The sequence below is a fragment of the Microbacterium sp. LBN7 genome (genome assembly GCF_045690345.1).
Lineage (GTDB): Bacteria > Actinomycetota > Actinomycetes > Actinomycetales > Microbacteriaceae > Microbacterium.
In genome coordinates, this window is record NZ_CP147856.1 from 1860990 (window position 1) to 1882679 (window position 21690).

Genomic DNA, 21690 nt, shown 5'->3' on the forward strand with positions numbered 1-21690 from the left:
CATACCTGCACCCAAACTTGCGCAATTAAACTTGCGCAAGTGTTCTTGCACATCTATCCTCGGATCATGAGCACGACGAGCGCCCCACACCGCCTCTGGCGCAACCGCCGCTATCTCACGTGGCTCGTGAGCGATACGAGCAAGGGCCTCGCCGCGTCCCTCTTCGGCTTCGCGATCCCCCTGCTCGCGCTCATCGTGACGAACGACCCCGCGCAGGCCGGCATCATCGGCGGAGCGGGCATGGTCGCCCGACTCCTCATGACCCTCGCCGGCGGCATCCTCGCCGACCGTCACCGCCGTATCGCCCTCATGATCCTCGGGTCGCTGATCGGCATCGTGCTCGCCGGCGGCTTCACGCTCCTCGCCCTCGGCGATGCGCTCACCTTCGGCTCCCTGCTGGTCATCGACATCCTGCTCGCCGCGCGCAGCGGGCTGTTCGACGTCGCCGGCGAGAGCGCGATCAAGGAGATCGTGCCGGACGAGGCGATGGGACGCGCGCAGGCCGCGAATCAGGGCCGGGATGCCGCGCTGCAACTGGCCGGCGGCCCGATCGGCGGACTCCTGCTCGGCGTCGGCGGGTGGCTGGTCGGGGTCGCGATGACCCTCTGTCACCTGGTCGCCGCCGTCACCGCCTGGATGCTCGGCCGCGAGGCGCGCCGCGCCGGGATCGTGGATGCCGGAGCCGAGAGCGATCCCTCCGCGAGCGCGGAAACGGCGAAGGCGAAACCGAACGCCTGGGCCGAGCTGCGCGAGGGCTTCGGGTGGCTGATGTCCCGCCCCGACCTCGGCGGCGTGCTGCTCATCATCACGATCATCAACCTCGGATTCAACGCGGCGACCACGACGGTCATCTACTCCCTGCAGCAGGAGGGATATCCGGAGCTCCTGATCGGCGGGATGACCGCGGCAGTCGGCGCGGCCATGCTCGCCGGCGCTGTCGTCGCGCCGCTGCTCGTGCCCCGGGTGCGGGCCGGGGTCCTGGCGATCATCGGGCTGTCGTCCGCGGCAGCAGGTTCCGTCGTCCTCTCGATGGTCACCGAACCCTGGGCGATCGTCGTGGTGCTGGGAGCGGCGGTGCTGATGCTCCCCGCTCTGAACGCCGGGATGATGGGTTACTTCATGGTCGCGACGCCGACCCACCTGCTCGGGCGGGCGAACAGCGCCGCCGGCGTGCTCGGCATGGGCGCCCTGCCGCTCGCGCCGCTCATCGCCGGCTTCGGCCTCAGCTGGCTCGGACGGGAGTGGACGCTCCTCATCTGCGCAGGGCTCTGCCTCGTCGCGGTCGCCCTCGCCCTGGGCAACCGGGCGCTGCGCGCGCTGCCCGTCGAGTCGCAGTGGGCCGCGCACGCGAAGCAGTACGAATCGGCCTGACGGGCCTCGGTCGCGATCCGGTCAGAGCGCGCCGGTGAGGGCCGCGATGCCGAGCAGCACCGAGACCAGCGCGAGCACGAGGGCGATCGAGATGAGCACGACGTGCACCGTGAGGAACGTCGTCGCCTTGCCGTTCTCGTCGCGCGCACGCGGATCTCTCGCGACCCGCTTGTAGAACTGCGGCCACACGATCGCGTTGAAGGCGGCGTTGAGGAAGAGCACGATGGCGAGGGGGATCACTCCTCCACCGTAGCGACGGAATTCTTGGACGCGGACATGTATCAGGATGCTCTTGCCGTGCTCCTGGTAGGTGTGATCACAATGGGCTTCATGATCGACGGTGCACCCGGCGCCGCTCTCGATCCTGCATCGGGCGGCGGCCCTGCACGCTGGGAGCGAGCCGCAGACCTGTTCGACGCATGGCGCGAGGGCGACGGTCACGCGATGGACGAGCTCGTGCGTCTGATGACGCCCGTGCTCTGGCACGTCGTGCGCGCCTACGGGCTCGAGCGCACGCTCGCCGAAGACGCCGTGCAGACCACCTGGCTGCAGCTGGTGCGCGGGCACGGCTCGATCGCGGACCCGCGGGCGGTGTCGGCCTGGCTCACCACCACGGCGCGACGCGAGGCCTGGAAGGTCGGCAAGGCGCACGGTCGCGTGGACACGACGGATGCCGATGACCTCGATGCCCTGCTCCCCGAGCAGGCGTCCGCCGAGGAGCACGCGGCCACCGGCGACGAGAACCGCCGGCTCTGGTCGGCGGTGCAGCGCCTCGCGGAACGCTGCCAGCGGCTGTTGCGCGTGATCGCGTTCGACGACCGGCCTGACTACGCACGGATCGCGGCGGACCTCGGGATGCCGGTCGGCAGCATCGGACCGACCCGCAACCGCTGCCTCGCCAAGCTGCGCGCCCTGCTGGACGCACCTCCGACGCCGAAGACGGGAGGACTCCCATGAGCGACCACGAGGACGCCGAGGTCTTCGCCCGCCTGCGCACGCTCTGGCGCGAGGTCGACCCGATGCCCGCCGATCTGATCGACCGCATGGTGGCCGCGGTCGCCGCCGACGGCCTCACCCGCGAGTACGCGCTCCTCACCCTGGTCGAGGGTGAGCTCGGCGCCGTGCGCGGAGACGCGGATGCCCTCACCCTGCAGTTCAGCGACGGCACCACCAGCATCCTGCTGCACGTCACGACGACGGCGACGGGGCGACGGAGGGTCGACGGCTGGGTCGATACGGCCACCGCCGAGATCGTCCTGACCCAGGGGGAGAGGTCGGTGTCGACGTCACCCGCCGAGACCGGGCGCTTCGTGTTCGACGAGGTGCCGCCCGGTCTCACCCGCGTGCGACTGACGACGGGCGAGGGCGACGCGACGCGCACGCTGGCGACCCCGCAGTTCGAGCTGTGAGCACGGGCGCTGCCCGTCGATGACACCGCGGGGCGACCCGCACGGAGAGGATGATCCATGGAGCAGCCCAAGGGATGGACCTGGCAGGACCGCGCGGAGGGGTCGGTGCGTCGCGGCACGGCCCTCGACCCGAGCCTCGAGCCCGTCGACGGCATCCGCGCGTTCCCCACCGCCTATCTGCCGCAGCGGCTGCTGATCACGCGGACCGATGACGATCAGGAGGCGTACGACCAGGAGGTGCGCACGCTCCGCGATGCCGCCGACACGTTCGGCTGGCACCTCGAGATCGAATCCGAGGCGCGGAGGACCGTCGATCTCGTCCCCGGTGTACCCGGATTCCGGCGCGCGTACCTGACGACACCCGACGAGCCGGGCCGAGGTGAATCGCCCGTCGCACCCGACGCCTGGCGGGTGCTGCAGCGCGCGCGACGCATGTCGCGCTCGACGATGCCGCGCACGAGCCTCGAGCACGTGCTGTCGATCGACCCGGTCGGGCTCAACCCCTTCACGCGCACCAACCCGTTCACGCGGACGAACCCGTTCACGCGCACCAACCCGATCCGCGGCGCCGGAGCGGGCGGCAGCGACGACTACCTCGAGCCCGGTCGCGGGGCACGGCAGCCGGTCAGCTGGCTGGGACCGGCTCCGCAGCGCGGGCCCGACCCGAAGCGCGGTCGGCGACCGGTCGTCGCGGTGCTCGACACCGGCTGCGGTGAGCACGCCTGGCTGCCCGCCGACATCGTCACCCGTCAGGTCGAGCTCGACGGCGTGCCCGTCGGCCTGACCGATGACGCCGATCCGGAGCGCTACCCCGATCTGTACGGTCAGCTCGACGGCGAGATCGATGCCGTCTCGGGTCACGGCACGTTCATCGCGGGCATCGTCCGGCAGGCGGCGCCGGATGCCGACATCCTCTCGGTGCGCGTCGCCGGAGCCCTCGGCGTGATCGATGAGAGCGCCCTGCTGATCGCCGTCTCCCAGGTCGTCGAGCTGCTGCGCCGGCATCGCGCGGATCCGAGCACGGGCTTCCCGATCGACGTGCTCAACCTCTCGCTCGGGTACTACCACGAGACCCCGACCGACGGACTCTTCAGCATGACGCTGTACGCACTGCTGGCGACAGCCCGCGCGCTCGGCTGCGTGGTCGTGTGCTCGGCGGGCAACGACGCGATCGACCGTCCGTCGTTCCCCGCGTCCCTCTGGCCGTGGCCCGGATCCGACAACGGCATCCGTCCCGACGACGCGGCGCCGCACGTCTCGGTCGGTGCGCTCAACCCGTCGGCGCAGTCGGTCGCCCTGTTCTCCAACGTCGGCCCGTGGGTGCAGACCTATGCCCCGGGGGCGGCCGTGGTGAGCACGTCCCCCGCCTTCGTCGGCGGCGAACAGGCGACCTCGAGGGCCGACCTCGACGGTCTCCGCCGCGAGACTCTCGATCCGGACGACTACCGCGGGGGCTTCGCGGTGTGGAGCGGCACCTCGTTCGCCGCCCCGTACGTCGCCGGGCGCATCGCAGCGCAGCTCGGCACCGTGCCCGTCGAAGGAGTGAAGACGGATGCCGCCGCCGCGGCCGTGGCGGCCGTGCTCAAGAGCCTCCCCGCCCCGGTCGATCGGGACTGACGCCGCGGCATCCGCTCGGCGTGGGGTACGCAGGGCGCCCGCGCTCTTCCGCCGAACCTCGGCGCACGGCATCCTGGACGGATGCCCCTGTCCGCGAGCGAGCTGCACCGGCGCGGCGTCGAAGCGGCGAACGCCCGACGTTTCACGCAGGCGCGGCGTGCGCTCGACGCGGCCTCCGCGCGCACGGACGACCCCGATCTGCGGGCCCGGATCGACGGGACGATCGCGTACGTGCTCGGCCAGACCGGTGAGCCGGCCGCGGCCGAGCAGCTGTGTCGCGCGGCGCTCGCCCGCCCGGGCCTGACCACCGGGACGATCACGGTGCTCAGCGGTCAGCTCGGCACCCTCCTCTCGCACGCCGGTCGGCTGGAAGAGGCCGAGACCATGCTCACGCAGGCGATCCACGCACTCACGGCCGTCGGCGCCGAGACGATCGAGCTCGCCAACTGCCTGATGAACCGCTCTGTGGTCCGGATGCAGCGGCACGAGCTCGACGCGTGCACCGCCGACCTCCGACGCGCGGTCGCCGTGTACGAAGCCGCCGATGCGGCGGAGCCCCTCGCCGAAGCGCGACACAACCTCGGCTATGCGGCCCTGCTCGGCGGAGACCTCGTCACCGCGCTGACCCTCATGACACGCTCCCGTCCGACCCTCGCTGCGACCAGCGATCTCGCCGCGGCGATCAGCGACCTCGACCGCGCCGAGGTGCTCCGAGACGCCGGCCTCACGACCGAGGCCGAGACGCTGCTCGCGCAGGTCGCCCGCGAGTTCGGGGCGCAGCGCATGCGCCAGGCGCGAGGAGAGGCGGAGTTCCATCGCGCGCGGTCGCTCCTGCGCCACGACCCGGCCGCCGCGGAGCGGGCCGCGCGCACGGCCCTGCGACGCTTCACGGCGCTGGACAACCACGCGTGGGCCGCGCGCGCCGAGGCCGTGCGGCTCGAGGCGCAGCAGCGGGCACGGCCCCGGAAGCCTCCCGGCGCCGCGGAGTTCGTGCGCGTCGCGAAGACGCTGGAGCGCAGCGGATTCCGCACCGAGGCTGCAGGACTCCGACTCAGCGCGCGACGGGACGGGACAGGACGGATGCCGCGGGTCGACCCCGCGGCGCCGACCCCCCTGCGCCTGCACGCCCACGAGGTGCGGGCGGCTCGGGCCGCCGCAGCGGGGCGCGACCGGGATGCGCTCCGTGCCGCGGCCGAGGGTCTCGACCTGCTCACGGCATGGCAGCGGTCGTTCGGCGCGCTCGACCTGCAGGCATCGATCGCGATGCACGGGAGCGACCTGATGTTCGCGGGGCTCTCCGCCGCCGCACGCCTCGGCGATCCAGCGGTGCTGTTCGAGTGGTCGGAGCGGGCGCGGCACCTCAGCCAGCAGGTCGCGCCGGTGCGCCCGCCGCACGAGGAGGATCTCGCGGTCGACCTCGCGGAACTGCGGATGCTGCGCGCCGAGCTCGCCGGCCAGGACTGGACGACTGACGCCAGAGTGCGGAGTCTGCGCGATCGCGTTCGCGAGCGGCAATGGGCGACGACGGGGTCCGGCGGCACCCGCGACCGTCTCGGGCTGGCCGACGCGACGGCCTCGCTCTCCGGCGACACCGCCGTGCTCTCGTACGTGTTCACGGGCACCGATCTGCTCGCCGTCGTGGTGACGGCATCCGGGGCGACGGTCGTCGGCCTCTCCTGGCCGCGCGTACGCGCCGCGCTCGACGGGCTGCGCGCCGACCTCGACATGGCCGCACTCACGCGCGGCGGCGTGATGGGTCCGGTGACCGAACGGGCGCTCGCGGCACGGCTGCGGCTGCTCGACGCCGAGCTCCTCGCCCCCGCGCGCGGTGCCGCCGTGGACGCCGACAAGCTCGTGATCACGGTACCCGGCGCGCTGGGCGGCGTGCCCTGGGCGATGCTGCCCGGCATGGCCGGCGTCGCCTTCACGCTGGCGACGTCGGTGTCACGCTGGCGGGCCGTTCACGATTCAGTCCGAACTCGCGTCCGACTCCCGGAATCCGCCCCGACGGGCGATGGCGAGCAAGTTCTTGCTGAATTGCGTGCGCTCGGTCGCGGTGCCCGCTCGGCGCAGGTCGGCTTCGCGGCGGGTCCGCGGGTTCCTCGTGCGGGCGAGGAGGTGCGTCGGGCGGCGGGCGCCTGGCCTGCGGACGCCACGGGGATCCTCGAGGGACCCGACGCGACGGTCGCCGCCGTGACAGCCCTCGCCGCCGAGGTCGACCTGCTGCACATCGCCGCCCACGGTCGGCACGCCGTCGACAACCCGCTGTTCTCCGGCTTCGAGCTGACCGACGGCACGCTGTTCGGCTACGACGTCGACCTCATCCCCCGCGTGCCGAGCACGGTCATCCTCTCGGCGTGCGAGCTCGGCCGCTCATCGATCCGGTGGGGCGAGGAAGCCCTCGGGATGACGCGGGTCTGGCTGCACGCGGGGGCGGAGTGCGTGATCGCCGCCCCGGTGGCCGTGCCCGACGACGTCGCCTGCGAGCTGCTCGGCGCCCTGCATGCCGGGATCGCCGCGGGCGATGCTCCCGCGGTCGCGCTGGCCACGGCATCCGACTCTACCGGCCTGCGAGCGCCGTTCCAGTGCCACGGGAACGGATTCTGACCTTTTTCTCCATTCGATGTATCAGAACAGATGCGGGGCGCTCCTGTCTTTCAGAAGGTGCCATGCGAAGGACCTCGAAGGTGTGAGGTGCGAGGAGGCGCAGTCGGCTGGGGACATCCGCTCGCTGGGGAGCGCGGATCCGACACGACACCCTCTGCTCTGGGAGCGCCGCGGCTGGGAGGCCGCGGTGCTCTCGCAGGGCCTCGGCGATCTGGGGACGCCGAGGCCCTCGGGGTGCGCCCCGGAAACTTCACAGTTCTTCGTCACGCGCGTTGTTGCACCTAGGGTAAAAAGGTCGGCGCACCCCCGGACACATATCCCCGCCTACGTCTACACGCATACTGCGCCGGCATGGAGGTTCCATGTTTTTCCAACGACTGACGGATCATGCTCGTCGTCACAGCACGTGGTGGAGCGTCGTGAGCGCTCTCCTCGTGATCACCACCTTCTGCGGTCACTACTCCCTGACCCAGACCGTCGCGACGCCGGCAGCGGCGCACTCCGCCGAACCGACGGCAGCGCCGACGGCTCAGCCCACGCACACCCCGGAGCCCGCACCGACCCAGGCACCGAAACCGACGCCGATACCGACGGCGGCACCCACCCCTGTCCCGGAGCCCGCACCGGCACCGGCCCCTGAGCCCGCACCCGTGCCCGAACCCGCACCGGCACCGGCACCGGCGCCGGTTCCGGTGGCGACGGATGCCGATTCCGCCGCAGCGGCCGAGGTGCTGCGCCTGGTCAACGTCGAACGCGCCGCGGCCGGCTGCGCGCCGGTCACGGCCAATCCCGTCCTCGGGGAGGCCGCGCGCGCACACAGCCAGGACATGGCGGATCAGGGGTACTTCAGTCACACGTCGCTCGACGGCCGCTCCCCGTGGGATCGCCTCGAGGCGGCCGGCTACTCCGACGGAAGCGGCGAGAACATCGCGGCGGGTCAGAGCACGGCGCAGGACGTGATGTCGAGCTGGATGAACAGCGAAGGGCACCGGTCCAACATCCTGAACTGCGGCAGCACGACGATGGGAGTCGGCATCGGCCACGGCGGCTCGTACGGCATCTACTGGACGCAGGTGTTCGGCCGCTCCTGACGGTCGCAGCTCTTCTCAGGAATGCGTGACGAGGGTCCGGGGCCACGCGGCCTCGGGCCTTTGTCGCGCGAGAGCTCAGGCGAGCAGGACCTCGTGGCCCGCTTCTCGAAGGGCGTCGACGACGTCGGCATCCGCTCCGGAATCCGTGATCACGGTGGGGAACAGATCCACCCCGCCCACGGCGGCGAACGCCACGACACCGAGCTTGCTGCCGTCGGTGACGACGACGGCGCGGCGCGCGCGCTCGGCCATCATCCGGTTCACGGCGGCCTCGCGCTCATCCTGCGTGGTGGCTCCGGCGTCGGCATCCATCCCGTTGACCCCGATGAAGGCGATGTCGAGGCGCACACCCCGCAGCAGCTGTTCGACGAAGGGACCGACGAGCTCGTAGCTGCGCGAGTGGATCACCCCGCCGGTCACCACGACCTTGATGTCGGGGCGCGTGGCGAGCTGCGCGGCGATGTTCACGGCATTCGTGACGACGGTGATGCCGCCGTTCGCCGCGAGATCGTCACGGGCGGCGAGAGCCGCCGCGATCGCGGTGGTCGTGGTGCCGCCCGACAACCCGACGACGGTTCCCGGTGCGACGAGCGCGGCGGCGGCCTGTGCGATGCTCGCCTTCTCATGGGCGCGCAGGTGGCTCTTGTAGCGGATGGGCAGCTCGTACGCGACGGTCTGCGCGACCGCACCGCCGTGCGTGCGGGTGAGCAGCCGCTGCTCGGCGAGACTGTCGAGGTCGCGCCGCGTGGTCGCTGCCGACGCCCCGAACCGGTCCACGAGCTCATCGATCGTGACCTCGCCGGCTTCGGCGAGCAGATCGAGGATCGCGTTGAGCCGCGCCGCCCTCTTCATCCCGCCACCGTATCGCTCCCGGTCAGCGCGAAGAGACGCAGCATCCGCGCGGCCTCGGCGGCGAGGGCGTCGCGCGCAGGCGCGAGGTACTTCCGCGAGTCGACCAGCCGCTCGTCGGCGGCCAGCTTCTCGCGGATCGCGCGCGTGAAGAATCCGTTGAGATGCGTGGAGACGTTGATCTTCGTCATCCCCGCGCGCACCGCGGCGGCGATCACGGCATCCGCCACACCCGACGACCCGTGCAGCACCAGCGGCACGGGCAGAGCGGCGCGCAGCCGGGCGATCAGATCGAGATCGAGCGAGGCGGTGCGGTCGGTCATGGCGTGCGAGGAGCCCACGGCGACGGCCAGGGCGTCGACGCCGGTCGCGGCGACGAAGGCCTGCGCCTCATCGGGGTCGGTCCGGACACCGGGCGCATGCGCTCCATCCTTGCCCCCGACCTCGCCGAGCTCGCCCTCCACGTAGACGCCGGCCGCATGCGCCCGGGCCGCGACCTCCGCCGTGAGCGCCACGTTCTCGTCGTAGGGGAGCGCACCGCCGTCGAACATCACGGAGCCGAACCCGAGGGCGATCGCCTCGTCGACGAGCTCCGGACGCTCGGCGTGATCCAGATGCACCGCGACCGCCGTCTGCGCGCGCCGGGCGATCGCGAGCGCGGCCAGCGCGACCGGCTCGAGCCCGCCGTGGTAGTCGGCGCAGTTCTGCGAGATCTGCAGGATCACCGGAAGCTGCGCGAGCGCCGACGCGCTCACGAGACCTTCGGCGGTCTCGAGGTGGATGACGTTGAACGCACCGATGCCGGTGCCGGCGGCGGATGCCGCGGAGACGAGATCGCGGGCGGAGACGAGGGTCACGAAGGGTCCTTTCAGGACGATGCGGGCCGGAACGACGAGGGATCGGGGCGGGAGATGCGGAGCTGCTGCTCGAGCGCGGTCCAGTGCGGGGAGATGTCGCCGGCGAGGGGCATCAGCACGGCCGCGGCCGACCACGCCGTGGCCCGACGGAGGATCTGCTCGGGGTCGCGGACCCCGCCGGCGTACAGCACGGCGCAGGCTGCCACCCCGGCATCGCCGGCACCCGTGGGGTTGCCGGCCAGCGGCTCGTCGAGACGGGCGTGCACGAGCTCGGATGCCGTGACGGCGAGCATCCCGTCGGCACCGAGAGACAGCAGCACCAGTCCGGTGCCGCGGTCGATCAGCGATCGCGCGCCCTCGACCGGGTCGGCGATGCCGGTGGCCTCCGCGAGCTCGGCCGCGTTCGGCTTGAGCACGGTCGCGCCGGCATCCGCGGCGCGCAGGAGCGCAGGACCGGACGTGTCGGCGATCACCGGCACACCGGCATCCTTCCCGACCGCGATCAGCATGGGGAGCAGCGGGTCGGGCGCGCCGGGCGGCAGGCTTCCGGAGACCACGAGCACTCGCGCGCTGGGCAGCCGCTCGACGACCTCGGCGAGCACCGCCGCCCACTCGACGTCGGTGGGGTTCACGCCGCGCTCGTTGACGATGGTCGTGTCGCCGAGCGTCTCGTCGACCACCGCGATGCTGCGGCGGGTCTCGGCGGCGACCGGGACGAGCGCATGCGGGACGCCGCTCGCGCCGAGCTCGGCAGCGAACTCGTCGCCGATGCGCCCGCCGATCGTCGTGACCGCGAGCACCTGCTCGCCTTCCGCGTGCGCGACCCGCGCCACGTTCAGGCCCTTGCCGCCCGCCCGGGCGATGCCGGCATCCGCGCGATGCGTGCCGCCCTCGACGAGCCGATCGACGCGCCAGGTGAGGTCGAGCGCCGGGTTCGGGGTCACCGTCAGGATCACGTGAGCTCCCTCGCACGCAGCGCGGCGCCGAGGAGCCCCGCGTTGCCCGAGAGCTCGGCCGGAACCAGTTCCGGGATGCGGTGGAAGCTCAATCGCGCCGCGAGCCGATCGCGCAGCTCGTCGAACAGCGCGCCGCCGGCGCGTGAGAGCCCCCCGCCGATGACGACAGCCTCGGGGGCGACGACGGCCGTGAGCTGTGCGAGCGACATGGTCAGCGCGTCGAGCGCCGAGTTCCAGATCTCGGCGGCGACCTCGTCACCGGCGGCGGCACGGGCGATGACGTCCTTCGCACCGTCGGGAACCACACCCGTCGCATCGCGGTACCGTCGCGCGATCGCTCCGGCAGAGGCCACCGCCTCGAGGCAGCCGCGGGCCCCGCACGCGCAGATCGGCCCGTCGGCGATCGGCGAGTGGCCGATCTCGCCCGCGTACCCGCCGGCGGTGTAGGGCACCCCGCCGACGAGCAGAGCGCCGGCGATCCCCGTTCCGATCACGAGCACGACCGCGTCGGCGTAGTCGCGGGCACCGCCGAGCCGGCGTTCGGCCCAGCTCGCGGCACGCACGTCATGGTCGAAGGCGACCGGCAGCCCGAGTCGGGCGGTGGCGAGATCGCGCAGCGGGGAGTCGTGCCACCCCAGGTTGCTGGCGAACACGCCGAGTCCGGCATCCGCATCCACGATCCCCGGAACGACCAGACCCGCCGCCATCGGCACGACATCGGGGTGCGCGGCGCGGAGTTCGCCCGCCAGCACCTCGAGGCGCTCGAGGAGCACGTCGGTGCGGTCTCCCTCGGCGACGGGGGTCGGCGTGCGCCGCAGCCCGAGCGCGTTGCCCTCCGCATCGAACAGCGCGGACTTGATGTCGGTGCCGCCGACGTCGAACGCCAGCACGGGAGAACCCGCGCCCAGCGTCCGCACGGCGGCGAGTCTCTCGCCCGCAGCGTCGCGCTCGACGTCGGCGACGGATGCTGCGCCGTCAGGTCCGGTCATGGATGGATCCGCTCATGCATCCAGGATGACGGATCGGGTGAGGTTGCGGGGCTGATCGGGGTCGAGGCCGCGGGCGACGGCCCGGTCGAGAGCGAGGCGGTGCAGACGCACGAGGTCGGCCATGGGGTCGATCGCACGGTGCTCGAACCGTGCCCCGGTCGCCGTCACCTGTGCGGCGAGTCCCTCGGGAGCAGCGCCGAAGTGCCAGGTCACGCGGCCGGGAGCGGCGATCGCGATCGGACCGTGACGGTAGTCCATCGAGGGGTAGGACTCGGTCCACGACTGCGAGGATTCCCGCAGCTTCAGCGCGGCCTCGTGCGCGAGACCGGTCGCCCAGCCGCGACCGAGGAACGTGTACTGCTCGGCATCGCGGAGAGCTTCGTCGTCGGTGTCGGCCAGTACCGAGGCCGCGTCGGCGATCGCCGCGGTGAGGTCTTCGCCGAGAGAGGCGCGGAACAGGGCGAGCGCCGTCGTCGCGAAGCGGGTCTGCACGACCGAGGTCTCGTCGGCGAACGGCAGCAGGACGGCCTCATCGACCATCGACACGAGCGGCGAAGTCGGGTCGCCGATCACGCCGATGGTCGGGATGCGCCCCTTGATGCGCTCGACGAGCTCGAGCACCTCGGTGGTGGTGCCGGAGCGGGTGAGGGCGACGACGGCGTCGTACCCCCGATCGACGAAGGCCTCGGAGGCGGCGAAGGCGTCGGTCTCGCCCTGACCGGAGGTCTCGCGCAGGGCGGCGTAGGACTGCGCCATGAACCACGAGGTGCCGCATCCGACGACGGCGACGCGGGCCCCGGAGGCGGGAAGCAGACCCTGCTCGGCCTTGAGGTCGGCGGCGGTCGCCCAGGTCTGGGGCTGCGAGTGGAGCTCTTCGCGCATGTGTGCGCCGGGCAGCGATTCGGTCATCGGGGTGCCTTTCTCGGGCGGTTGTTGCATAGTTGTGATTGTTTAGGGCTTGATTCGATCATAGTATGACGATCAGGAACATCAAGATCAGGTTTCTCTTGATTTGTTTGTTCCCTTGACAAATAATCGAACAAGTTCCACCACCCTGACGGCGATCCTGCCGTCGAACTCCGAGCCTCGGCTTGAACGATCGCAGCTGCCCCGGCGAAGCGATCACCACGCACTGTCGCGTGATCGTGCTTGCGACTGTGCACCACACCCCGTCCGGACACGGCCTCCGCATCCGGAGCGGACACTCACAGTGAGGAATGCAATACACATGAAGAAGTCACTGCGGTTCGGCGCCGCCGCCATTGCGGCCGTCGCCACGCTCTCGCTCGCTTCGTGCGGGTTCGGCGGTTCGGCCGGAGACGGCGGCGGAGACGACGCGAACACCATCGATCTCCTCGTCCCCAGCTACTCCGACGGGACGAAGGCGAACTGGGAGACCGTGATCGAAGGGTTCGAGAAGGCCAACCCCGACATCAAGGTCAAGCTCGAGCTCCAGTCGTGGGACAACCTCGAGAAGGTCGTCTCGACGAAGATCCAGGCCGGCGAGGCGCCGGACATCTACAACGGCGGTCCGTTCGCCGGCTTCGTCGGCGATGAGCTGCTGTACCCGGTCGAGGACGTGGTGTCCGAGGACACCTTCGCCGACTTCCAGGACTCGTTCATCAAGAACGCCGAGGTCGACGGCACCGCGTACGCCCTGCCGCTGATCGCCTCGGCTCGCGCCCTGTTCGTCAACAACACGCTGCTCGCACAGGCGGGCGCGACGGCGCCGACCGACTGGGACTCGCTGCTCGACGCCGCGACCAAGGTCTCCGCCCTCGGCGGCGGTGTCGCCGGCTACGGCATGCCGCTCGGATCCGAAGAGGCGCAGGCCGAGGCGGCCGTGTGGCTGTGGGGCGGCGGCGGCTCGTTCGGTGACGCGTCCGAGATCACGATCGACACCCCGGAGAACCTCGTCGGTGCCGAGCAGATCAAGAAGATGATCGACGCCGGTGCGACGCAGGCCGACCCCGGCTCGACGCAGCGCTCGCCGCTGATGGACATCTTCATCCAGGGCAAGATCGGCATGCAGGTCGGCCTGCCGCCGACGGTCGGCCAGATCGAAGAGGGCAACCCCGACCTGGACTACTCCATCGTCCCGATCCCGACCAAGGACGGCTCGCCGTTCACGCTCGGAGTCATGGACCAGCTGATGGCGTTCCAGAACGACGGCGACAAGGCCGAGGCGATCACGAAGTTCTTCGACTACTTCTACTCCGCTGACGTCTACGTGCCGTGGGTGCAGGCCGAGGGCTTCCTGCCCGTCACGAAGTCCGGCTCCGAGCAGCTGTCCGGCGAGGAGGCCCTCAAGCCGTTCCTCGACGTGCTGCCCGACGCCAAGTTCTACCCGTCGACGAACGCCCAGTGGTCCGCTGCCGACGGCGCTTTCAAGTCGCTGTTCGGTCAGCTGCAGTCCAAGCCGGCTCAGGATGTCCTGACCGAGATCCAGGCGCAGGTCGACGCGGGCTGAGCCCGCTGAACACTGCCATCGAACGACGGAGAGGTTCGGGTATTCCCATGAGCCAGACAACAGAGTCCTCGAACCTCGCGGGGGCGGCCACCGGTCGCCCCCGCACTCCGGGCGCCGTCTCACGGCGCACGTCGCGCGGCAAGGACCTCGTCCAGGCGCTGCCCTGGATCGCGCCCGCGCTGCTGCTGATCGTCGGCGTGGTGTTCTTCCCCGCCGGCGTGATGTTCTTCAACTCCACGCGCGACATCTCCCTCTCGGGCCTCGACAAGGGCTCGGTCGGGTTCGACAACTTCGCGACCGTGTTCGCGTTCGCGGAGTTCTGGCCGATCCTCGGCCGCACGATCATCTGGGTCGTCTCGGTCGTCGCGTTCACCGTCGTGATCTCGCTCGGTCTCGCGCAGATCCTGAACAAGGCGTTCCCGGGACGTCAGATCGTCCGCATGGCCGTGATCGTGCCCTGGGCGGCATCCGTCGTGATGACGACCATGGTGTTCTACTACAGCCTCGAGCCGTACTTCGGGGTGTTCAACAAGTTCCTCTACGACATCGGCCTCTCGGACGACGCGGTCGGATACGGGTGGACCAAGAACCCCGCCACCGCGTTCGCCTGGTCGATCGTGATCGCGATCTTCGTGTCGTTGCCGTTCACGACGTACACGATCCTCGCCGGGCTCCAGTCCGTGCCCGCCGACGCGATCGAGGCCGCGAAGATGGACGGCGCCGGTCCCGTCCGCACGTACTGGTCGATCATCCTCCCGCAGCTGCGCAGCGCCCTCGCGGTCGCGATCCTCATCAACATCATCAACGTGTTCAACTCGCTGCCGATCCTCAAGGTGATGACCGGGTCCATCCCCGGCTACGGGGCCGACACGATAATGACGATGATCTTCAAGTACATCGAGCTGCAGAAGAAGGTCGACGTCGCCAGCGCGCTCTCCGTCGTCGCCTTCCTCATCGTGATCGTGATCGTCGCGATCTACGTGAAGGTCGTCAAGCCCATGAAGGAGGTCTGATCATGACCGTGACCGAGACCGAACTCGTCACCACCACCGGCCGCGGCGGACGCCCCCTTCCCCCGCTGAACGGTCGCAAACGCCGCTACACCGAAGACCAGGTCACCCTCCCGCGCGTCATCCTCCGCACCGCCGCCGGGTTCCTCGTCCTCGCGATCTTCGTCCTCCCGTACCTGATCATGTTCGCAGGCTCCGTGAAGACGAAGCCCCAGATCCGCTCCGTCGACCCCACCTACCTCCCGACCGAATGGCACTGGGAGAACTACCTCACGATGTGGTCGACGCCCGAGACGCCACTGCCGTACAACCTCATCTCGACGATCATCATCGCCGTGTTCGCGACCCTGCTCGTGCTGCTCGTCTCCCTCCCCGCCGCGTACTACACGGCACGATTCAAGTTCCCCGGCCGCATGGTGTTCCTGTTCCTCGTGATCGTGACCCAGATGCTGCAGCCGGCCGTGCTGACCTCGGGCCTGTTCCGCCAGTTCACGACCCTCGGACTCGGCGACACCTGGGCGGCGATGATCTTCATCAACGCCGCATTCAACCTCTCGTTCGCCGTCTGGATCATGCACTCCTTCTTCGCCGGCATCCCCAAAGAGGTCGACGAAGCCGCGCAGATCGACGGCGCGGGACGCTTCACCGTCCTGTTCAAGATCAACCTGCCCCTCGTCTGGCCCGGCATCGTCACCGCGATCGTGTTCACGTTCGTCGCCTGCTGGAACGAGTTCGCGGCCTCCCTGGTGATCCTGTCCACCGACAAGAACCAGCCGCTCTCCGTCGCACTGACGAAGTTCGTCGGTCAGTACGAGACCAGCTGGCAGTACGTGTTCGGCGTCTCCATCGTCGCCATCCTCCCCGTCGTCATCCTCTTCATGCTCATCGAGAAGCGCCTCGTCGGCGGCCTCACCGCCGGCAGCGTCAAATAGGGCGCTCGGAGGCGGCCTCCGGGCGATAGCGGTCGCGGAGGACGCGCTGCATCCAGCGATTCGACGATTCGGGATCGCGGAGCGGGCGGCGCGACCCCGGCGTGCTGGGGGCGTAGTCGACGGGGCCGAACTCCGCGAGGAACGTGACGGGGCGGCCTTCGCCGCGCAGCCTGTGCACGATGAGATCCCACCATCGCAGGTGCTGCTCGACGACGTCGCGCCACTCCTCGGCTTCCGGATCGTTCACCTGCGGCCCTTGAGGATGACCGATGCGCGCATGGACGTGGTCCGCGCGAGCGATCGCGAGCTCGACCGCGGCCGGCTGATCCGCGAGCATCGACTCCGCGACCACCAGCCAGTGCGAGACGTCGAAAGTCACCCGGAGACCGGGGTGGCGTTCGAGGATGCGTCGCGCGGCGTGCGCCGCATACAGCATCCGTGATCGGTGCAGCTCGACGAGGACGTCGAGCCCGGTGGCGGCGCGACTCTCCACGACCCGCTCCGCGAGGCGGTCCTGATCGGCGTCGCTCCAGTGATCCCGACCCGCGTGCAGCGTGACGTGCAGCGGGGTGAGTCCGCTCTGCGAGACCTCCTGCAGCTGTCGCTCGATCTCGGCGATGTGGGCCGTCGGCTCGGGATGCGCGCTGCCGACGAGGAGGGAGAGCTCGGCACCGGTGCCCGCGACGGCCGTGCCGAGACGTCGCTGCCCCTCGAGGTCGTGCGGCCACCAGACCTCGACACCGTCGTAGCCCTGCTCGATGGCGCGGGCGACGAGGACATCGGCCGGGGCGGCGAACACCCAGTCCGTCATGAGCACCAGCGGCGCTGCCGCCCTCACAGCCGGTCATCCGTCAGCGTGGGCATCCGGCGCTGCTCGCGGCGGAACAGACTCGGCGAGCTCCCCCGGCGCTGTGTGAACTGCCGCGAGAAGTAGGAGGGATCGTCGAATCCGACCTGCTGTGCGATCACGCTCACCTCGAGGTCGGTCTCGACGAGCAGCGACTGGGCGCGCGCGAGCCGCGATTCGATGAGCAGCTGCAGCGGAGTCAGACCGGTCGCCGCCACCGTGGCGGACCGCAGCTGGGAGACCCCCATCCCCAGTTCGTGCGCGCGGGTCTCCATCGAGATCTGACGGGTGGCACCGCGCGTGAACGCATCGATGAGGTCGGGGGCGGCGTCCCGCATCGTCGAGGTCGCGAGTGCGACGATCCAGGCGTAGCTCACCGCCGATGCCCGGAGCGCGCCGATCGAGCCGCTGTCCGCGAGCTCGTCCCGCAGACGATCGAACGTCGTCGTCAGGTCGTCGGGTGTGCGGTCGAGCGCCACCACGGGGACCGCGCGCCGCCACGCCCCCAGCTCGTCGAGCGCACGGGTGGCGGCGCCGGAGAACAGGATCCAGTGCTCCGTCCATCCGGAGCGATGCGGCCCGTAGCCGTGCGCGACACCGGGGAACAGCCAGATGAGGGCGGGAGCCTCGACCCTGACATCTCCCGTGAGCGGGCTCGAGTACCAGCCGCTCCCCTCGCTGATCACGACGACCGCATGGGAGCGCAGACGACGACCGCGGAAGCCCTCGTGACTTCCGCCGTACTCCCCCGCGCCGAGGCAGGCGACCGTGACGTCGGTGAGCCCGCGGGCGGGATTCGCGTAGATCGCCCAGTTGTCCATGATCGTCCAAGTGTGTCCGGGAGGGCGCGAAAATACAAGCGTTGAGAAGGGAAGTCCATGGACGGATCGTCCTAGCCGCGGCGAGAATGGGGTCATGATCACGTCCAACGGCTATGTGCTCGACGAGAGACCGGAGCGATTGGGTCGCCTCGAGGCCGTGCCGACGGCGCTGCGCGACGACAAGGATGCCCTGTGGGAGCGCCTCCGCCGCGACGGGTACCTCTACCTCAGCGATCACCTCGACCCCGAGCTCGTCCGCGACTTCCGGGCCTACTACTTCGGAAAGCTCGCACCGACCGGTCTCGTGCGGCCCGGGGGTGATCGTGACGGGATCGACTCGCACGACGACGTCGACCTCGCCCTGACCCGCCGCGTGCTCTTCGAGGACGTCGTTCCGGGCGACCGATATGCCGCGCTCACCGCGCATCCGACGATCCGCGGATGGTTCCAGTGGTTCCTGGGCGACGACGTGCATCTCCACAAGCGTCGCATCATCCGCCACACCCGGCCCGGCGAGACGGGCATCGGCACCGCCACCCAGGCGCACTACGACCTCGTCTACCTGCGCGAGGGCACCGACCGCGTGCTGTCGATGTGGATCCCGCTCGGTGACTGCACGGTCGCGAACGGCGGCCTCGCCTACCTCGAGGGAAGCCACCATCGTGTGATGGCGCAGGAGCGCGCCGGAACGCTGAAGATGCCGGCCGCCTCGATCACGGCCGACCTGCCGGGCCTGGCCGACGAGTACGAAGCCCGATGGCTGATCAACGACTATCGTGCGGGCGATGTCATGGTGCACTCGGCCCACATCGTGCATGCCTCTACGGACAACGTCGATCCGGATCACCGCATCCGCCTGTCGACCGACATCCGCTATCAGCGTGTCTCCGACCCCATCGACTGGCGGTGGCAGGAGCACTGGTCCGACGACGACGGTCTCTGACGGGACGTCGGCGGTCGCGCGTCAGGACGCGGGAGCGGATGCCGCGAGCAGCTGCTCCGGACTCCAGCGCACCCCGAGCGCCGCGGTCAACGCGGCCTGAGCCGCGCCGGCGGAGAGCGCGACGCGCGGATCGGCGTAGCGGATGGGCACCTGCGCGGTTCCTCGTGACGAGTAGTCCGTCTCGCTGCGGACGCGCTCGAGGAATCGCGGCCCGAGGACGGTGGCGGGCCCCCCGATCACCACTTCCGTCGGATCGAGGAGTGCGCTGATGAGCTTGACGGCGCGAGCGAGGGCGCGGGCGCCGTCGTCCAGCTGCCGCGCATCGGCGCGGGCAGCGAGCACCGCGATCTCCGCCGCATCCATGGCGTCGGAGAAGCCCTCGCCGAGCATCGCCCCCATGGCGGATGCCGACTCGAGGCACCCGCGTCGGCCGCAGCTGCAGTCGCGCGCCGCGTCACCGAACACCACCTGCACATGGCCGATCTCACCGGCCCGGTCGCGCGGCCCCGGAGCGAGCTCGCCGTCGAGGGTCACCGCGGCGCCGATCCCCCCGCCGATGTGGATGAAGAGCCGGTAGCCCGCGGGGGACTCCTCGCGCCCCGCCTCGGCGATGGCCTCGGCATCGACGTCGTTGACCAGCAGGACCGGAGCCTTCAGAAGGCGCTCGAATCGGTCGGCCAGCGGCACGTCCTGCCACTTCAACTGCACGCTCTCCAGCACGGAGCGCCCGTCCGTCGTGCCCGGCAGCTGCACGCCGGCGGCGAGCAGGCGGTCGCCGAACTCGGTGGCGATGTCGGCCAGGGCCTCATCGAGAACGCGGTCGCGGTCCTCCGCCGAGTACGTCACGCGTCGGACGTCGACCTCCGTGCCGTCGAGGGCGACGAGCGCGACGTGCGCATGGCGGGGCTGGATCACGATGACGAGGATCAGGTGGTGGCTCGCGTCGATGCTGAGGGTCGTCGCCCGCTTCCCTCCGGTGCTCGCTGCCTGCTCGCCCTCGACGATGAGACGGTTCTCGAGCAGCTCGGCGACCAGCGACGATGCGGTGGCCGCGGTCAGCCCCGTGGCCCGTGCGATCCCGGCCCTGGTCTGCACGCCGGGGTTCCGGAAGACCAGCTGCAGCGCCCTTCTCAGGTTGGCGCGCCGGACCGATGCCTGGGTGTCGAGGGCGTCATCCGTGTTGAGCATGGGGTTCCGTTCAGGCACTCGCGTGCGAGGTGTTGACAGATCGGGCGCCGATCCGTAGTCTCTCCGTAAGTTTATTCATTGAACTTAGTTGGCCGAAAGGCCTCCCCCAGCTCCGGACGGGCGAGTGCTGCACACACCGTCGCCCGTCCGGCACTTCTCTCAGCGCCCCTCGGCCGCCTCGGTGTGATGGCGGATTACCTCCGCCACCACGAAGTTGAACCACTTCTCCGCGAACTCCGGGTCGAGATGAGCCTCTTCCGCGAGTGCGCGAAGGCGAGCGACCTGCTGCTCCTCACGATTCGGATCGGATGCGGGCATCTCGTGCTCGGCCTTGAGATGCCCGACCTGCTGGGTGGCGCGGAAGCGCTCGGCCAGCATGAAGATCAGCGCGGCGTCGATGTTGTCGATGCTGGCGCGAAGTCGGAGCAGTTCGGCCTTCGGGTCCTCAGCGGCTGTCATGCCCCTACTCTAGAGCCGCCGAACGCCCGTGATCCGACGACGCTCACCGCTATCGTGAGCACATGAGCAACGAAGAGTCGCCGGCCTCCGCACCCACCGACGACGCGGCATCCGAGACCTCGTCCGATGCTCCCGGCCGACAGAGGACCGAGACCGTGCCGCGTCCCGTCGTCGAGCCGATGGCGCCGCGCGGATCGTTCTGGACCCGCATCGATCGCCCCTTCGTCTTCGGCTTCCTCGTGACGCTCGGCGGCCTCGGGGCCTTCGTGCTGGGCCTGGCCCTCACGAGCCTCTCGACGGTCCTCATCTACATCGCACTCGCCCTCTTCGCGGCCCTCGGCCTCGACCCCGCGGTGCGCATGCTCGAGCGACGCGGCCTGTCCCGGGCCATCGCGGTCCTCGTCGTGACCCTCGGGCTCATCGTGGTGTTCGCGCTCCTGCTGTGGATGGTCATCCCGATCGTCGTCGACCAGATCGCGAGCTTCGTCCGCTCGGTGCCCGGCATGGTCCAGGAGTTCGCCCGGAGCGATCTCTACGCCACCCTGGAGCGTCAGTTCGGCGAGCAGTTCCAGGACCTGGTGGCCGAGGTGCAGAAGTTCCTGTCGGACTTCGGGAACCTGGCCACCATCGGCGGCGGTGCGCTGAAGGTCGGCGCGTCGATCGCCACCGGCATCTCCGGCACGATCATCGTCATCGTGCTGACCCTCTACTTCCTGGCGAGCCTCGCCGGGATCAAGACGAGCCTCCTGCGCCTCGTGCCCGCCCGCGACCGCGCCAGGGCCGGCGACATCACCGACCAGATCACCGACTCGGTCGGCGGGTACGTCATGGGGATGGTCGTGCTCGCGTTCTTCAACGCGCTGCTCGCGTTCCTGCTCTACTTCTTCCTCGGTCTGCCGTTCCCGCCGCTGATGGCGACCGTCGCCTTCTGCATCACGCTGATCCCGCTCGTCGGCTCCGTGATGTTCTGGATCATCGGCACCGGCATCGCGCTGTTCACGAACCCAATCGGCGCACTGATCTTCGCGATCGTCTATCTCATCTACATGCAGATCGAGGCCTACGTCATCACGCCGCGCGTCATGAACCGCGCGATCTCGATCCCCGGCTCGCTCGTCGTCATCGGCGCCCTCGCCGGCGGCACACTGCTCGGGCTGCTCGGCGCACTCGTGGCCGTGCCGGTCACGGCATCCATCCTGATCATCATCAAGCAGGTCTGGGTTCCGCGCCAGGACGCCAGGGTCTAGCCGAGCCGCACGCAGAAGCGCCCGGAC

21 protein-coding genes are annotated in these 21690 nt (G+C 70.3%); 11 read left to right on the plus strand and 10 right to left on the minus strand.

Translation table 11 applies throughout. From position 1 onward, the window contains the following. Positions 1-66: 66 nt before the first annotated feature. Entirely contained in the window at positions 67-1371 is a 1305-nt protein-coding gene (locus LBN7_RS08915) for an MFS transporter (protein WP_407361586.1), read from the plus strand. Positions 1372-1392: 21 nt separating this feature from the next. Here LBN7_RS08915 and LBN7_RS08920 read toward each other — a convergent pair whose 3' ends face one another. Continuing rightward, a complete protein-coding gene (locus LBN7_RS08920) occupies positions 1393-1611 on the minus strand; it encodes an SCO4848 family membrane protein (protein ID WP_116636236.1) in 219 nt (72 codons plus the stop codon). A gap of 90 nt (positions 1612-1701) precedes the next feature. On the opposite strand from LBN7_RS08920, the gene LBN7_RS08925 reads away from it, so the two are divergent. From LBN7_RS08925 to LBN7_RS08945, 5 genes are all read left to right on the plus strand, one after another. Then, positions 1702-2328 (plus strand): RNA polymerase sigma factor, encoded by a 627-nt coding sequence (locus tag LBN7_RS08925; protein WP_243408968.1) that lies wholly within the window; start codon positions 1702-1704, stop codon positions 2326-2328. Next, a complete protein-coding gene (locus LBN7_RS08930; RefSeq protein WP_407361587.1) occupies positions 2325-2780 on the plus strand; it encodes a hypothetical protein in 456 nt (151 codons plus the stop codon). The genes LBN7_RS08925 and LBN7_RS08930 overlap by 4 nt, the downstream gene beginning before the upstream one ends. A 57-nt stretch (positions 2781-2837) precedes the next feature. Beyond that, the gene (locus tag LBN7_RS08935; RefSeq protein WP_407361588.1) at positions 2838-4397 is read left to right on the plus strand and encodes a S8/S53 family peptidase; all 1560 of its coding nucleotides are present in this window, start codon (positions 2838-2840) and stop codon (positions 4395-4397) included. Between the two features lie 81 nt (positions 4398-4478). Further along, entirely contained in the window at positions 4479-7004 is a 2526-nt protein-coding gene (locus LBN7_RS08940; protein WP_407361589.1) for a CHAT domain-containing protein, read from the plus strand. Positions 7005-7423: 419 nt separating this feature from the next. Next, on the plus strand, positions 7424-8095 hold the full coding sequence (locus LBN7_RS08945) for a CAP domain-containing protein (protein WP_407361590.1): 672 nt from the start codon (positions 7424-7426) through the stop codon (positions 8093-8095). A 75-nt stretch (positions 8096-8170) separates the two neighbouring features. Here the strand turns inward: LBN7_RS08945 and LBN7_RS08950 are convergent, their stop codons facing one another. From LBN7_RS08950 to LBN7_RS08970, 5 genes are read right to left on the minus strand one after another with little or no spacing between them, the layout of a single operon-like run. Then, complete coding sequence (locus tag LBN7_RS08950) at positions 8171-8947, minus strand: DeoR/GlpR family DNA-binding transcription regulator (protein ID WP_407361591.1); 777 nt, start codon at positions 8945-8947, stop codon at positions 8171-8173. Continuing rightward, positions 8944-9801, minus strand: coding sequence for a class II fructose-bisphosphate aldolase (locus LBN7_RS08955; RefSeq protein ID WP_407361592.1), 858 nt, complete (start codon positions 9799-9801; stop codon positions 8944-8946). The genes LBN7_RS08950 and LBN7_RS08955 overlap by 4 nt, the downstream gene beginning before the upstream one ends. Positions 9802-9812: 11 nt before the next feature. Next, positions 9813-10757: a 1-phosphofructokinase family hexose kinase gene (locus LBN7_RS08960; RefSeq protein WP_407361593.1), complete on the minus strand. Its 945-nt coding sequence runs from the start codon at positions 10755-10757 to the stop codon at positions 9813-9815. Next, entirely contained in the window at positions 10754-11746 is a 993-nt protein-coding gene (locus LBN7_RS08965) for an ROK family protein (RefSeq protein ID WP_407361594.1), read from the minus strand. The genes LBN7_RS08960 and LBN7_RS08965 overlap by 4 nt, the downstream gene beginning before the upstream one ends. A 12-nt stretch (positions 11747-11758) precedes the next feature. Further along, a complete protein-coding gene (locus LBN7_RS08970; protein ID WP_341946832.1) occupies positions 11759-12655 on the minus strand; it encodes a sugar isomerase in 897 nt (298 codons plus the stop codon). Positions 12656-12974: 319 nt separating this feature from the next. Here LBN7_RS08970 and LBN7_RS08975 point away from each other — a divergent pair, with 319 nt between their 5' ends. From LBN7_RS08975 to LBN7_RS08985, 3 genes are read left to right on the plus strand one after another with little or no spacing between them, the layout of a single operon-like run. Continuing rightward, entirely contained in the window at positions 12975-14216 is a 1242-nt protein-coding gene (locus tag LBN7_RS08975) for an extracellular solute-binding protein (RefSeq protein WP_116636248.1), read from the plus strand. A gap of 47 nt (positions 14217-14263) precedes the next feature. Next, a complete protein-coding gene (locus LBN7_RS08980; RefSeq protein WP_116636249.1) occupies positions 14264-15229 on the plus strand; it encodes a carbohydrate ABC transporter permease in 966 nt (321 codons plus the stop codon). 2 nt (positions 15230-15231) lie between these two features. Next, positions 15232-16158, plus strand: coding sequence for a carbohydrate ABC transporter permease (locus LBN7_RS08985; RefSeq protein WP_341946834.1), 927 nt, complete (start codon positions 15232-15234; stop codon positions 16156-16158). Here the strand turns inward: LBN7_RS08985 and LBN7_RS08990 are convergent. After that, the gene (locus tag LBN7_RS08990; protein ID WP_407361595.1) at positions 16151-16996 is read right to left on the minus strand and encodes a sugar phosphate isomerase/epimerase family protein; all 846 of its coding nucleotides are present in this window, start codon (positions 16994-16996) and stop codon (positions 16151-16153) included. The two genes, LBN7_RS08985 and LBN7_RS08990, sit on opposite strands and share 8 nt — an antisense overlap. Beyond that, positions 16993-17826 (minus strand): AraC family transcriptional regulator, encoded by an 834-nt coding sequence (locus tag LBN7_RS08995; RefSeq protein ID WP_165808096.1) that lies wholly within the window; start codon positions 17824-17826, stop codon positions 16993-16995. Before LBN7_RS08995 ends, LBN7_RS08990 begins: the two co-directional genes overlap by 4 nt. 94 nt (positions 17827-17920) lie before the next feature. Here LBN7_RS08995 and LBN7_RS09000 point away from each other — a divergent pair, with 94 nt between their 5' ends. After that, positions 17921-18769 (plus strand): phytanoyl-CoA dioxygenase family protein, encoded by an 849-nt coding sequence (locus tag LBN7_RS09000; RefSeq protein WP_341946839.1) that lies wholly within the window; start codon positions 17921-17923, stop codon positions 18767-18769. 21 nt (positions 18770-18790) lie between these two features. Here the strand turns inward: LBN7_RS09000 and LBN7_RS09005 are convergent, their stop codons facing one another. Continuing rightward, positions 18791-19957 carry an ROK family protein gene (locus tag LBN7_RS09005; RefSeq protein ID WP_341946841.1) on the minus strand — a complete coding sequence of 389 codons (1167 nt, stop codon included), beginning with the start codon at positions 19955-19957 and terminating at the stop codon, positions 18791-18793. Positions 19958-20116: 159 nt separating this feature from the next. Further along, positions 20117-20416 carry a chorismate mutase gene (locus tag LBN7_RS09010; RefSeq protein WP_116636254.1) on the minus strand — a complete coding sequence of 100 codons (300 nt, stop codon included), beginning with the start codon at positions 20414-20416 and terminating at the stop codon, positions 20117-20119. 62 nt (positions 20417-20478) lie between these two features. Between LBN7_RS09010 and LBN7_RS09015 the strand changes: the two genes are divergently transcribed. Beyond that, on the plus strand, positions 20479-21663 hold the full coding sequence (locus LBN7_RS09015) for an AI-2E family transporter (RefSeq protein ID WP_407361596.1): 1185 nt from the start codon (positions 20479-20481) through the stop codon (positions 21661-21663). Positions 21664-21690: the final 27 nt, after the last annotated feature.

What these genes read in the sequence shown, in the direction of transcription:
- LBN7_RS08995 (WP_165808096.1), bottom strand. Translation starts at nt 17,826, where the DNA reads ATGGACAACTGGGCGATCTACGCGAATCCCGCCCGCGGGCTCACCGAC.
- LBN7_RS08915 (WP_407361586.1), top strand. Translation starts at nt 67, where the DNA reads ATGAGCACGACGAGCGCCCCACACCGCCTCTGGCGCAACCGCCGCTAT.
- LBN7_RS08965 (WP_407361594.1), bottom strand. Translation starts at nt 11,746, where the DNA reads ATGACCGGACCTGACGGCGCAGCATCCGTCGCCGACGTCGAGCGCGAC.
- LBN7_RS08985 (WP_341946834.1), top strand. Translation starts at nt 15,232, where the DNA reads ATGACCGTGACCGAGACCGAACTCGTCACCACCACCGGCCGCGGCGGA.
- LBN7_RS08950 (WP_407361591.1), bottom strand. Translation starts at nt 8,947, where the DNA reads ATGAAGAGGGCGGCGCGGCTCAACGCGATCCTCGATCTGCTCGCCGAA.
- LBN7_RS08935 (WP_407361588.1), top strand. Translation starts at nt 2,838, where the DNA reads ATGGAGCAGCCCAAGGGATGGACCTGGCAGGACCGCGCGGAGGGGTCG.
- LBN7_RS09015 (WP_407361596.1), top strand. Translation starts at nt 20,479, where the DNA reads ATGAGCAACGAAGAGTCGCCGGCCTCCGCACCCACCGACGACGCGGCA.
- LBN7_RS08925 (WP_243408968.1), top strand. Translation starts at nt 1,702, where the DNA reads ATGATCGACGGTGCACCCGGCGCCGCTCTCGATCCTGCATCGGGCGGC.
- LBN7_RS08940 (WP_407361589.1), top strand. Translation starts at nt 4,479, where the DNA reads ATGCCCCTGTCCGCGAGCGAGCTGCACCGGCGCGGCGTCGAAGCGGCG.
- LBN7_RS09010 (WP_116636254.1), bottom strand. Translation starts at nt 20,416, where the DNA reads ATGACAGCCGCTGAGGACCCGAAGGCCGAACTGCTCCGACTTCGCGCC.
- LBN7_RS09005 (WP_341946841.1), bottom strand. Translation starts at nt 19,957, where the DNA reads ATGCTCAACACGGATGACGCCCTCGACACCCAGGCATCGGTCCGGCGC.
- LBN7_RS08980 (WP_116636249.1), top strand. Translation starts at nt 14,264, where the DNA reads ATGAGCCAGACAACAGAGTCCTCGAACCTCGCGGGGGCGGCCACCGGT.
- LBN7_RS08970 (WP_341946832.1), bottom strand. Translation starts at nt 12,655, where the DNA reads ATGACCGAATCGCTGCCCGGCGCACACATGCGCGAAGAGCTCCACTCG.
- LBN7_RS09000 (WP_341946839.1), top strand. Translation starts at nt 17,921, where the DNA reads ATGATCACGTCCAACGGCTATGTGCTCGACGAGAGACCGGAGCGATTG.
- LBN7_RS08975 (WP_116636248.1), top strand. Translation starts at nt 12,975, where the DNA reads ATGAAGAAGTCACTGCGGTTCGGCGCCGCCGCCATTGCGGCCGTCGCC.
- LBN7_RS08930 (WP_407361587.1), top strand. Translation starts at nt 2,325, where the DNA reads ATGAGCGACCACGAGGACGCCGAGGTCTTCGCCCGCCTGCGCACGCTC.